The following is a 12,144-nucleotide window of genomic DNA, read 5'->3' as shown; positions in this document are numbered from 1 at the left end:
AAGGATTGACCGTTAAGGATATTGAATTTCGATCGTTTGCAGCTGGTAACCTGCTTGACGGTAAATTTTATATCTTTCTCTTGCGAGTTGTTTAGCTTTTTCTTCGCAGGGCACGAAGTCTACCACTTGAGCAAACTTGTTCGCAAAGGTTGTCTCATTTTCCGCCAAATTAATTACCAGCTGACGGTTCCAATTAGGTTTTACACCTTCATGGCCGATTTCAATATTGGTGGCGTATTTCGGTCCCTCGCCTACGAGGTTATGTGCCATGAACTTGTCTGCATCAACTTGCCAAAAGGCTTCAGCGAGCTGCTCGGCGTGTGGTTTGTCTTGGCAGTTTAAATACACTTTAGCGCCTTGGCGAGCAAAGTGCTGAGCCAAAAACACGATGTATTCTTCAAAGCCAGCCACCGTTGCTTGCGGGCTCTCTTCGTTAATGATGTAGAAGGTTGCAGTTTGCATCATTCTCTCACTTGCCTTGGGTCTCTTCCTAAGACCATCTTAAGTCCCACTTTCATTTTAGAAAATTAGGATAATAAAAAAGGGCCTTGCGGCCCTTTTAGATTCTGTTCAGAAATTACTCTTCTGTCTCTTGGCCGCTGCGGTTCAAAAGGAATTGGACAAGCATTGAGACAGGACGGCCCGTTGAGCCTTTCGCTGCGCCTGATTTCCACGCGGTACCTGCGATATCGACGTGTGCCCAGTTGTACTTCTTCGCGAACTTAGATAAGAAGCAACCCGCAGTAATTGTGCCACCAGGGCGACCACCAATGTTTGCCATATCCGCAAACGGGCTCTTCAACTGTTCGTGGTACTCGTCTGCCATTGGTAGACGCCATGCACGGTCACTCGCTTGCTCAGAAGCGTTTACTAGCTCATGAGAAAGAGGGTTGTGGTTAGAGATTACGCCGCTGATATGGTGGCCTAGTGCGATAACACAAGCACCAGTTAGCGTTGCAACGTCAACCACGCAGTCTGGTTCGAAACGCTCTACGTAAGTCAGTGCGTCACAAAGAACAAGACGGCCTTCAGCATCCGTGTTCAGAACTTCTACAGTTTGACCAGACATGGTCGTTAGGATGTCACCTGGACGGTAAGCGTTGCTGCCAGGCATGTTTTCACAGCCCGCTAGAACACCAATAACGTTGATTGGTAGGTTTAGCTTCGCTAGCGCTTTCATTGTACCGAATACCGATGCCGCACCACACATGTCGTACTTCATCTCATCCATACCTTCGCCCGGCTTTAGAGAGATACCGCCTGAGTCGAAGGTTAGACCTTTACCTACGAGCACAATCGGTTTTGCATCTGAGTCAGGGTTACCTTTGTACTCGATGATAGACATCATAGATTCGTTTTTAGAACCACGGCCTACTGCTAGGTAAGAGGTCATACCCAGTTTTTCCATCTCTTGCTCACCAATGATTTTGGTGGTTACGGTTTCGTAATCGTCCGCTAGACGACGAGCTTGAGAAGCAAGGTAAGCTGGATTAGCTACGTTTGGCGGCATGTTGCCAAGGTCTTTTGAGGCTTTGACACCTGATGCGATAGCAAGACCATGAGTGATTGCTTTTTCACCCAAGTTCAATTCACGACGCGTTGGTACGTTGAAAACAAGCTTGCGCAGTGGGCGGCGAGTCTCAGGTTTCACGCTCTTGAATTGATTAAATGTGTATAGACCATCTTTAGTCGCTTCTACAGCCTGGCGCACTTTCCAGTATGTATCACGACCCTTAACATGCAGTTCAGTTAGGAAACATACCGCTTCCATTGAGCCTGTCTCGTTAAGTGTGCTGATCGTCTTTTGAATGATTTCCTTGTACTGGCGCTCGCCAAGTTCACGCTCTTTGCCGCAACCGACAAGTAAAACGCGCTCTGACAAAACACCTGGTACTTGATGCAGTAGCAGCATCTGACCAGGTTTACCCTCTAGATCACCACGGCGAAGTAGTGAACTGATGTAACCGTCACTGATTTTATCAAGTTGTTCGGCTACTGGAGAAAGGCGACGTGGTTCAAACACACCAACAACGATACATGCGCTACGTTGTTTCTCTGGACTGCCACTTTTTACACTGAACTCCATGCGTACTCCTACATCCTGAAGACAAATTGCTCTAAATGTTAGATAATGATCGCTTACTTGTTGAATTTTAGCTCCAGGCTTACATGCAGAGCTGATTAAGCGACTAACATCTAGTTTATAATTTTTAAAAAAATAAATGGTTCAACGGGAAACTATAGTGATTCGACCAAAAAAACAAGTTTTGTATAGGTAATTTCAGCGTGATTATTGTTAGATATTTGATCCGCGAAACACTCAAGAGCCAATTTGCGATTTTTTTCGTACTTTTTTTGGTGTTTGTAAGCCAGAAATTCATAAGTGTTCTTGCTGATGCTTCTGATGGGGATATTCCTGCTGGATTGATTTTCTCGATTGTTGGTTTGAACATGCCAGCAATGGGTCTGTTAATGCTGCCTTTAAGTCTGTATATCGGCATATTGATCACATTTGGTCGTCTGTATGCAGAGAGCGAAATTGTCGTAATGAACGCGACAGGTATTGGTAATAAATTCTTGGTTCAAGCGGCCTTATACCTAGCGTTGATTACTTCAGCGGTGGCGGCTTTCAATGCGTTGTGGCTATCGCCGTGGTCTCAAGACCGCGTTGAGCAGCTTTATGAGCAGGTAGCGTCAGAAAACAGCGTTGACCTACTTAAAAAAGGTCAGTTCCAAGGTACACCAGACGGTTCATCGGTTGTGTTCATCGATGACATTAAAGACAATACCTTGAGCAACGTTTTTGTTGCGCAGATGCGCCCTCGAGATTCAGTGTTACCGAGTGTGATGTTCTCATCTTCTGGTGAAGTAAAAGAGCTTTCGGACGGTCGTCAGATCATCACTATGAAAGAAGGTACGCGTTATGAAGGTGTGCCTACTCGCGTTGAATATATGATCACGAAATTCGATGAATACGAAGGTGTTATCGGCCAACGTGAGGTCAAAAAGAAAGGGCGAGACTGGGAAGCATACCCAACGGTTGACTTGATAGGTCACCCAGATCCAGAGGCGCAAGCGGAGCTACAATGGCGAATTTCGTTATTTGTGTGCATTCCACTCTTAACAATGCTCGTTATTCCTTTGTCTGCGGTGAATCCGCGTCAGGGACGGTTTGCCAAAATGGGGCCTGCGATCCTGATCTACCTAGCGTATTTCTTGGCGATCAGTGCAACCAAATCTGCATTAGAAGATGGTGACATCCCGGCTGCTATTGGTATGTGGCCAATCAATGCGATGTTGCTGATTGTTGCTATCATGGCGAATATGATGGATAGCGTTGCTGCTAGACGAATAAAAGACAAATTCCGCAAGAAGAGGCTCGCGTAAGCTGTGTTCAAAATCTTAGACCTTTACATCGGTAGAACCATCATCTCTACCACTGCCTTGGTTTTAGCGACGTTTGTTGGCTTATCGGGCATCATCAAATATGTAGAACAGCTACGTAAAGTAGGGCGAGGTGTGTACGACCTCACTCATGCGTTGTACTTTGTGTTACTCAGTGTGCCGCGTGATATCGAAATGTTCTTTCCAATGGCGGCATTACTCGGTGCCCTTATCGGCTTAGGTATGTTGGCTTCAAGCTCTGAGCTGGTGGTGATGCAAGCTGCTGGTTTCTCTAAGCTGGATATCGGGTTATCGGTACTCAAAACGGCCGTCCCGCTCATGATTGTTGTTATGGCGTTAGGTCAATGGGGCGCTCCTGAGGCCCAGAAGATGGCCCGTGACTTACGTGCGTTTGCGATATCAGGTGGTAGCATTGTGTCTGTGCGCTCAGGTGTGTGGGCTCGTGACGCAAACGACTTTATCTTTATAGGTAAAGTCGAAGACGACAAGCTTTATGCTTTAAATATGTGGCGTTTTGATGATGATAAGAATCTACAAAAAGTTATTTTCGCCGAAGAAGTCGACTACCAACAAGATAACAACTGGCTGATGCGCTACGTACAAATTACGGACATGGAAAATGAAAACGTAATTTCAAAGCAAGACATCGAACAGATGGAGTGGCACACCTCTTTGGCACCGGATAAGCTAGCTGTGGTGACCGTGAAGCCAGAAGAACTGTCACTGAGCGGTTTGTATGATTATGTGACTTACCTAAAAGCATCGGAACAAGATGCATCTCGCTATGAGTTGGCGTTTTGGCGTAAGTTGACTCAGCCGCTTTCAATTGCTGTGATGATGTTAATGGCGCTATCTTTTGTTTTCGGTCCACTCAGAAGCGTGACCATGGGGGCAAGGGTATTGTCGGGCGTGGTTGCCGGGTTTACTTTTTACATATCCAGTGAGTTCTTTGGCCCATTAAGCTTGGTGTATGGCATATCCCCAGTGTTTGGTGCTTTGGCCCCGAGTTTGGTGTTCTTAGCTATTGCGATTGCACTACTACGAAGAAAGCTATAACTGAAGCATCATCGAATAAACCAAGTTTTACCGAACCAAATGTAAAAGGAAGGCATTACGCCTTCCTTTTTTGTGTTCCTAGACAAGTTAGTTTGCCTTGGGTAATACAACAACCTCTGTTTTGGCCCAAATGTCGTGGAAACCACGTCTCTTCGGATCAATCGGTACAGTCAAATTTGCCAAGCCAAAGCCAGATGTCGAAATACGAATCAGAGCTTGAGTTACCGTAATTGGTGCTCCGTCTTTGGCATTGCGAACTCGAAGTTTCCAAGCGCGCATCCCAAGAGTTTGTCCTGCTCGCGTCCAGAAGAACACAAAGAAATATATCCACACACCCGCAAGATAAAGTGTAAATAGAGGGCTCAATACAGGGTGTTTTCCGAGCATATCTGCGGCATCAGCGTACTCGCCATAGCTCAACAATCCTGCTGCATTTAGTGCAAACACAACGGCCATAACAATACCTGCGGCCATCATTTCAATTGCGATAATAATCAATGTGTCGTAAATCAACGCTGCAAGTCGACGAAAGAGACCAGCAGGTGGAAGAGTTGTAGACGTTGTCATTATTCCATCACTTACCTTAAAAATTGTGCGTCAGAATATAGATTCCCTCACCAAGAGAAAAGAGACCTAACGCACAGAGTCTTTAATTGTGTATAAACGAAGAGACTTTTCTGCCCTACGTTATCAGCACATGTCATGATACACGAGGCCGTGCAGCAATATGTTTCAACTGAATTCGACTCTCTTAACCATTGGCTTTTTGGTCTGTGACCAGATTAGATAGCTGAGAGAGTTGGTGTTTCTCATCTTCGGTATAATGTTGGCTTAATGAAAGCTCTAAAGCTTTTTCTGACAGCTTGATTGCTGGTGACAAAAATAACTTAGGGTGCATACTAGAGAGAGCTAGCAAGGCCTTTTGTAGGCGAATCTGTATTTGGAGTTGCGCTGCACCATCGTGTGCTATCGGCAAAAAGACATCATCGAACAAATCCTGGCAGCTTAATGCGGGCACAAATAGTCTAGGGTATCGAGTTTTGGTAGGCGGCTCGCTGAGTAGGTCTCCCCATAATGAAAGTGCTCGTACAGAACGCCCAAGAACGTCAATCGCGGTGCCATTATCATTTACAGCCGGAGATAGTGCTCGTGAGGCGATTTCCGCCATAACGACTAAACCAAAGCGAGGGTCCTGATCATATGAACGCTCCGTTCGAATCGTGAAGGCTGCCGTTACTTCGCTTTCGTCTGGCAACTCTCCACAAACCCAAGCCAATGGTTGACCTACGTACACAAAACTTCCCGGTTGTCGCTCAAGATAGATGGTGCATTGGTTTGCTTCAGCAATACTATCGAGATGATGCATATCAACATGCTGTAAGTAGCCAATTTCTTGGCTCAAAATAGGTTTACTTCCTCTGGGTTTATGTTCTGGGTGGCTCCACGGGTGAGCACCTAGCCAGCGCTCTTTACCCCGTTTTCTTATCGCATCTAACAAGGCTTGCTCTACGTATGAAGTGGTTTCACTGACCCTTCCTAGTACGGAAAGGTGCTGAATCCAACGTAACAGAGTGAGTATGATCATCACGATTACGGCGATAGTCACGATGAATAGATAAATTTGTGCTTGTTGATGATAGGCCCCAATACCTAGCGCGATAATTCCTACCAAACTAAATAGAAAAGAGCCAAGAAAGGTTGCTAAGGCATTTTGTGTTGTGCTGTCTTCCATCAACAGTTTTGTCGCTCGCGGCGTTACCCCTGCACTAGCGGCACTGTACGCTGAGACCATAATATTGAGAGAGAATGTAGTCACTGCAAGCATGGAGGTTGCGAGGATATTTAATATGTTGTTCAACAAATCCTTGCTGACGTTGATGGCAGGGGGCAGAGTAATGAACTGGTTTAAAACAATCGACATTAAGGCGGTAGCAACAGCTAGTAATGCGTAGAGTGACGTCCGGACCCACAGTTTTCGTGTCATCTGTTTCAGTAACCACTGCCATTTTGACCCAGTCATTCTTTGCTCCTATTCAGTTCTCACTAGAAAGTCGATAGAAAATTCAGAAAGTTATTCTTGCTTAAGCATAGGTTAAATGCCCGTCGTTCTGCTTGATATTTCATGCATCACGAAAGTAAGAAAGCTGCTTGCTTCAAAGAATGGTGCTCTTGAGGTGTGAATTACCACGATTCTGTTACCTTAATTGATAGATGAATTAAAAGTATGTGATTGAAAAGAGGTAGCGCATGATTGTAATTACAGGTGCAAGTAGCGGCTTAGGGGCGGAACTAGCAAAGCGTTATGATGCGGAAGGCAAAGAGACGTATGTAATAGGAAGAAATACAGAAAAACTATCCGCACTAGCAAAACAACTCTCTCATAACGTCGGCTATCAAGCTTGCAACCTCTCATTACATCAAGGTGTGAAACAGCTCTTTGATGGGATGAAACAGCCGCCTGAAATGGTCATTCATAGTGCAGGAAGTGGTTATTTTGGCTTACTGGAAGAGCAGGAGCCGAAAGAGATTCAAAAGTTGATTGATAACAACCTGAATTCTGCGATTCATGTGTTAAGAGAGTTAGTAAAGCGTTACAAAGATCATCCAATAAAAGTGGTCATGATCATGTCCACAGCCGCGCAACAACCTAAAGCGCAAGAGTCTACGTATTGTGCAGTGAAATGGGCCGTCAAAGGATTAATTGAGTCGGTTCGTTTGGAGCTAAAAGGAAAACCTATGAAAATTATCGCGGTTTATCCTGGTGGAATGGATACGGAATTCTGGAAAACAAGCGGCAATACGATGGACACGAGTTACTTCATGCAAGCAGAAGATGCCGCAGAGATGCTCCATAATGCGTTGTCGAGCATTGGGAATGGTTATGTTTCTGATATTACAGTGAATAGAATTTAAAAAGAGTTTCGTATACTCACTTTCATCTGGAAGAGTAGTAGAAAATGGAGCGTACGTTTCTTATGAGTACAGCTTTGTCACACTTTGTGGCGAAATTATCAGCAAACGATAGTTATTTAAGGTATTTCTGCTTGCGCAGGTCAAAAGCTTACGTATAATGCCAACCATCAAAGGGCAATAGCCCAAAGATGCCGGTGTGGTGAAATTGGTATACACGACGGATTCAAAATCCGTTGCCTTCGGGCGTGGCGGTTCAAGTCCGCCCACCGGTACCATATCAGAAAGGTCTCTTTTATAGCGGCCTTTCGTCGTTTTAGGTGCTCGTAAATATCAAAAGGAAGTTAGCGTTGCCTTCGCGGTGACGGCAGGAATGCCAGTCCAATCAACTCCGTCCACCGGTACCATATTTTAAGACAGAGCCTCGATGAAAGTCGGGGCTTTGTTGTATCTGGATCTTCAAAACAAAAAAGCGCGAGGGGTATGCCTCGCGCAAACTACTACATGGTGATAGTAGGAACAGCCTATAGAGCTGTGAACAAGGTATTTTGAGTGTTCGGAGTCCAGTCTGCTTGGGACACGTGCGGTACATCAACTAGATAACGCAAACCTTGATAAGTCACCACATCACCTTGTTTATAGGAAACATTCTGAGTCCAGTTAGTGGCTGGGTCTGCATTTGTCCAGAGGCTAGAGGTTGGAGACGGTGCCCAATCTTGTTGTGCAGTATGGTTTGTTACAGCCTGGTATACAGTACCTAGGTGTAAGACGTAATCGCCAGCGTCGTAGTTATGACCAACTTGCCAGTTCGGTGTGTAGTTATCCATTGTGTCGAAGTCATAACCCGCTTGTTTTGCTAACTGTATAAACTTAGCGAGCTTAGGTAAGTTTTGCGTTGCCCCCATGCCACGCTTACCATCTTCAAATAGGAACTCGTGAGTTAAAACGATAACTTTATCGGCGTGTAAAGGTGTACCACATGGGAACTCTTGAGCTTTGGAGTTGATCGGGTTAATCGTTGTTGGTGCACAAGTGTTTAACGCGGAATCCACATATCCAAGAAATGCTTCTGCTTCTGTAAGGCTGTTTGCTGGCATTTCAATGCCCCAATTTTCAGGTGCCCAGTCCACATCCCAACCGTGAGTTTGATAGCCGTTATTCGCTAGGATATTTTGAACCTCGATAGCTGCTTTTACACTGTTGGATGGGTTGGATGTATCGCATACATATCCTGGTTCCCAAGGTTTCAGGTCATCAGACGTGGCACATAACCCATCTGCTTTGAAGTCTTTCGTCACGCGCCAACCGTTGGTGTAGGGCAGTCTAGCAAACTCTGTTGCCTTGTAGTTCGGGTAGCTTGTAATGTTCGGCAAATACTTTGCTAACACAGATAAGTTTTCCGTAAACATTGAGGCATCGTAAACAGGGTCTTGATACGAGTTAAGCTGGTGGTCCCCGGTCGCATTACACTCCGCAGCACTGTTCGGTCCAAACTCATCAACGCAATTATGAACCATATGATCGTAACTATGGTTCGCGACAATATGACCAGTGTCTAATGCGAGCTTTAAGGCTTCTAGCGAACGGTCTTCATTCTCATCACCAATTCCATCTAAATGCCAAGCATTAAAGTAAAACGTCGCTTTGATATCTTCCTGGTTAAGTACTTGAATAACGTCAATAGATGCATTGATTGGTCCATCATCAAACGTTAGATAAATGGTGCCTTTAGAGTCGGTTTGAGCAAATGAGTGCTGTGATAGTGCGGCACTTACAAGCGCTGCAATAGCCAATTTATTAAATTTCATTCTCTATTCCTTTTAAGAAATTAATAACGACGTTGTCAGTAGTAAAATATTGATAATTTGAAACTTAATGTGATGTCTTAAATTATTTTATGACTTTTATCCTAGACCTAAATAATTACAAAAAAATAGGTGGTATTTTCTAAATTGGGATTGTGTTCACGAATAATGCAACCGGTTGCGCTTTTTTGTCTTGGTTATTTTTGCTACAGTTTTTACAGGTTGAAATTTACACAACGGGAGTAAGGCTATGAAAAAGATCCTTTTATGCTGTAGCGCAGGGATGTCAACCAGTATGCTTGTTAAGAAAATGGAGCAAGCTGCTGAAAATAAAGGAATTGAGTGCAAAATTGATGCAATGTCAGTGAATGCGTTTGAAGATGTAATTAAAGAGTACGATGTTTGTCTTCTCGGGCCTCAAGTACGTTTTCAGCTAGAAGAGCTAAGAAAAACGGCGCAAGAGCATGGTAAAAACATTGATGCTATTTCTCCTCAGCATTATGGAATGATGAAGGGAGAAGAAGTACTAGAGCAAGCATTAGAATTAATTAACTAAACTATAGTTTTAAATTAAAAAGATAACTGTACATCAAATATAAATATTTGATGCGGGATTCTTTTGCCTAAAATAAGGATGGATTCTATGAAGCTTTATGACGCAATTATAGGCGCAGTCGAAAAGCATATAGCCCCTATAGCAGCTAAAGTGGGGAATCAGCCCCATGTTCGCGCAATGAGAGACGGTTTTATTGTCGCAATGCCGTTTATTATTGTCGGTAGTTTCATTTTGATTTTTGCATTCCCCCCATTTGCCGAAGATACAACCTTTACTTTTGGTCGAATTTGGCTCGATTTCGCCACTACACATTTTGATACCATAATGATGCCCTACAACATGTCGATGGGGATCATGACCATTTTTGTTTCGCTGGGCGTTGCTTATAGTTTAGCGAAGGCTTACAAGATGGATGGGATCACGAGTGCTGTATTGTCACTAATGTCTTTTTTACTCATTGCGGCCCCAGCTAAAGATGGCGCGTTGTCTATGTCTCACATGGGCGGAACCGGGATCTTCACCGCAGTGATGTGTGCATTTTTCTCGGTGGAGCTCTACCGTTTTATGAAAAAGCACAATATTACGATTCGCATGCCAGAGCAGGTGCCACCGGCGATTGCGCGATCATTTGAAGTATTGCTACCAGTCTTAGCGATATTCATTACCTTATATCCACTTAGCCTTTTCGTACAAACCCAGTACGACATGCTGATTCCAGATGCTGTTATGGCTATCTTTAAACCGCTAATTAGTGCGTCTAACTCATTGCCTGCCATTATTGGCGCTTTATTGCTTTGCCAGCTGCTTTGGTTTGCGGGTATTCATGGTGCTGCAATTGTTGTTGGACTGCTTTCTCCAATCTTTTTGACCAACATTGGTGCCAACATTGAAGCCTTTGTTGCAGGTGAACCGATTCCAAATGTATTTACTCAACCGTTCTGGGATTTTTACATCTTTATTGGCGGCTCTGGTGCAACACTTGCTCTTGTTATGCTGATGTCGTTTAGCCGTTCTGTTCACCTTAAGAGCATTGGTCGAATGAGTTCGGTGCCTGGCTTTTTCCAAATCAACGAACCAGTGATCTTCGGTAGCCCAGTTGTGATGAACCCGACCTTGTTTATCCCGTTCGTCTTCGCTCCAGTCATCAACGCTACGATTGCGTATTTTGCTGTGCATGTCGGCTTTGTGGGTATGGGTGTCGCTACAACACCTTGGACAACACCGGCACTGATAGGTGCTTCGTGGGGTAGCGGTTGGACCTTTGCGCCAGTATTGCTCGTCATTGGTTTATTGATTCTTGATCTAATCATCTACTTCCCATTCTTCAAAATGTTTGAGAAGCAAATGTTGGAGCAAGAACTACCAACGACGAAGGAAACTAAAGGTGACACGCAGCCGTCAGGCGAAGGCGTTACTGCTTAACTGTGCTTAATGGGCCGCAATTACCGCGGCCCGATTTTCGGAGAGAAAATGATGGAACAAGAATTGGTTGTGATGGAGATCATTTGCAATGCTGGTGAAGCCAGAAGTTTAAGCTACGAGGCATTGCGTTTATCTCGAGAACAAGATTTTGAAGCGGCTGACGAGAAGCTCTCTCAAGCAAGAGAGTGCATTAATAAAGCCCACTTAATACAGACTCAGCTTATTGAAGAAGATCAGGGAGAAGGGAAAGTCCCGATGACGTTAGTGATGGTGCATGCTCAAGATCACCTGATGACTACGATTTTGGCTCAAGAGATGGCTGTAGAAATCGTCGCACTGAACAAAAAAATCTCGAACAAGTAAAGGGGGATGAAAATGTCTAGAGAGGCGATCAAACTTGCCATTATTGGCGGTGGTAGTAGCTATACCCCGGAATTGGTTGAAGGGGTTATTAAGCGCTTAGAATATTTACCCGTTAAGAAAATCCATTTTGTGGACATTGAGTCAGGAGCTGAGAAGCTTGAGATCATCAAAGGATTGGCTCAGCGAATGGTCGATAAAGCCGGAGCAAAAATTGAGATAAAAGCCGGTTTCGATCGCCGTGCTGCGATAAAAGATGCGGATTTTGTGATGACGCAGTTTCGTGTTGGTGGCCTTGCTGCACGCGCTAACGATGAGCGAATCCCAATCAAGTACGACGTCATCGGCCAAGAAACAACGGGCCCTGGTGGTTTTGCTAAAGCACTGCGAACCATTCCGGTCATTCTTGATATCTGTAAAGACATTGAAGAGTTGGCTCCAAACGCATGGATGCTCAATTTCACCAACCCAGCGGGTTTAGTTTCCGAAGCGGTCAGTAAGTACACCAAAGTAAAGAGTATTGGTTTATGCAATGTGCCCGTTTCAATGGAAATGAAAGGGCGGGATCGAACTTTAACCACTGAAAATAAAAGACTTTATGTTATTGGGAACTTTTCAAGGTAATCACGA

The 12,144-nt window shown here is 44.5% G+C and carries 11 protein-coding genes, 1 tRNA gene and 1 pseudogene; 8 read left to right on the top strand and 5 right to left on the bottom strand.

Annotated features, from left to right (window positions below):
* Positions 1-12: 12 nt before the first annotated feature.
* Together R7Q39_RS21590 and pepA are read right to left on the bottom strand one after the other, a co-directional pair.
* Entirely contained in the window at positions 13-462 is a 450-nt protein-coding gene (locus R7Q39_RS21590; protein ID WP_031777270.1) for a DNA polymerase III subunit chi, read from the bottom strand.
* A gap of 115 nt (positions 463-577) precedes the next feature.
* The gene (gene pepA, locus R7Q39_RS21585) at positions 578-2,086 is read right to left on the bottom strand and encodes a leucyl aminopeptidase (protein ID WP_005381073.1); all 1,509 of its coding nucleotides are present in this window, start codon (positions 2,084-2,086) and stop codon (positions 578-580) included.
* A gap of 200 nt (positions 2,087-2,286) precedes the next feature.
* Between pepA and lptF the strand changes: the two genes are divergently transcribed.
* Entirely contained in the window at positions 2,287-3,387 is a 1,101-nt protein-coding gene (gene lptF / locus R7Q39_RS21580; RefSeq protein ID WP_005381072.1) for an LPS export ABC transporter permease LptF, read from the top strand.
* Between the two features lie 3 nt (positions 3,388-3,390).
* Positions 3,391-4,461, top strand: coding sequence for an LPS export ABC transporter permease LptG (lptG, locus tag R7Q39_RS21575; RefSeq protein ID WP_005381071.1), 1,071 nt, complete (start codon positions 3,391-3,393; stop codon positions 4,459-4,461).
* 87 nt (positions 4,462-4,548) lie between these two features.
* On the opposite strand, the gene R7Q39_RS21570 is transcribed toward lptG, so the two are convergent.
* The gene (locus tag R7Q39_RS21570; RefSeq protein WP_042523472.1) at positions 4,549-5,028 is read right to left on the bottom strand and encodes an RDD family protein; all 480 of its coding nucleotides are present in this window, start codon (positions 5,026-5,028) and stop codon (positions 4,549-4,551) included.
* Between the two features lie 184 nt (positions 5,029-5,212).
* Positions 5,213-6,481, bottom strand: a complete 1,269-nt coding sequence (locus R7Q39_RS21565) for a DUF2254 domain-containing protein (RefSeq protein WP_005385537.1) — start codon at positions 6,479-6,481, stop codon at positions 5,213-5,215.
* A 227-nt stretch (positions 6,482-6,708) separates the two neighbouring features.
* On the opposite strand from R7Q39_RS21565, the gene R7Q39_RS21560 reads away from it, so the two are divergent.
* Positions 6,709-7,374, top strand: a complete 666-nt coding sequence (locus R7Q39_RS21560) for an SDR family NAD(P)-dependent oxidoreductase (protein WP_042523470.1) — start codon at positions 6,709-6,711, stop codon at positions 7,372-7,374.
* Between the two features lie 190 nt (positions 7,375-7,564).
* Positions 7,565-7,649 (top strand) — tRNA-Leu (locus R7Q39_RS21555).
* A 246-nt stretch (positions 7,650-7,895) separates the two neighbouring features.
* Here R7Q39_RS21555 and R7Q39_RS21550 read toward each other — a convergent pair.
* The gene (locus R7Q39_RS21550) at positions 7,896-9,179 is read right to left on the bottom strand and encodes a carbohydrate-binding protein (RefSeq protein WP_017821842.1); all 1,284 of its coding nucleotides are present in this window, start codon (positions 9,177-9,179) and stop codon (positions 7,896-7,898) included.
* A gap of 247 nt (positions 9,180-9,426) precedes the next feature.
* On the opposite strand from R7Q39_RS21550, the gene R7Q39_RS21545 reads away from it, so the two are divergent.
* From R7Q39_RS21545 to R7Q39_RS21530, 4 genes and pseudogenes are all read left to right on the top strand, one after another.
* Positions 9,427-9,732: a PTS sugar transporter subunit IIB gene (locus tag R7Q39_RS21545; RefSeq protein WP_020480920.1), complete on the top strand. Its 306-nt coding sequence runs from the start codon at positions 9,427-9,429 to the stop codon at positions 9,730-9,732.
* A gap of 87 nt (positions 9,733-9,819) precedes the next feature.
* Positions 9,820-11,154 (top strand): PTS sugar transporter subunit IIC, encoded by a 1,335-nt coding sequence (locus R7Q39_RS21540; protein ID WP_017821840.1) that lies wholly within the window; start codon positions 9,820-9,822, stop codon positions 11,152-11,154.
* 51 nt (positions 11,155-11,205) lie between these two features.
* A complete protein-coding gene (locus R7Q39_RS21535; protein ID WP_031777269.1) occupies positions 11,206-11,517 on the top strand; it encodes a PTS lactose/cellobiose transporter subunit IIA in 312 nt (103 codons plus the stop codon).
* A gap of 12 nt (positions 11,518-11,529) precedes the next feature.
* A pseudogene (locus R7Q39_RS21530) lies at positions 11,530-12,069 on the top strand (6-phospho-beta-glucosidase); the annotation flags it as partial.
* Positions 12,070-12,144 lie beyond the last annotated feature (75 nt).

Source organism: Vibrio sp. 947 (assembly GCF_033339115.1).
GTDB lineage: Bacteria > Pseudomonadota > Gammaproteobacteria > Enterobacterales > Vibrionaceae > Vibrio > Vibrio alginolyticus.
This window is presented reverse-complemented; position numbering and strand designations above follow the sequence as displayed.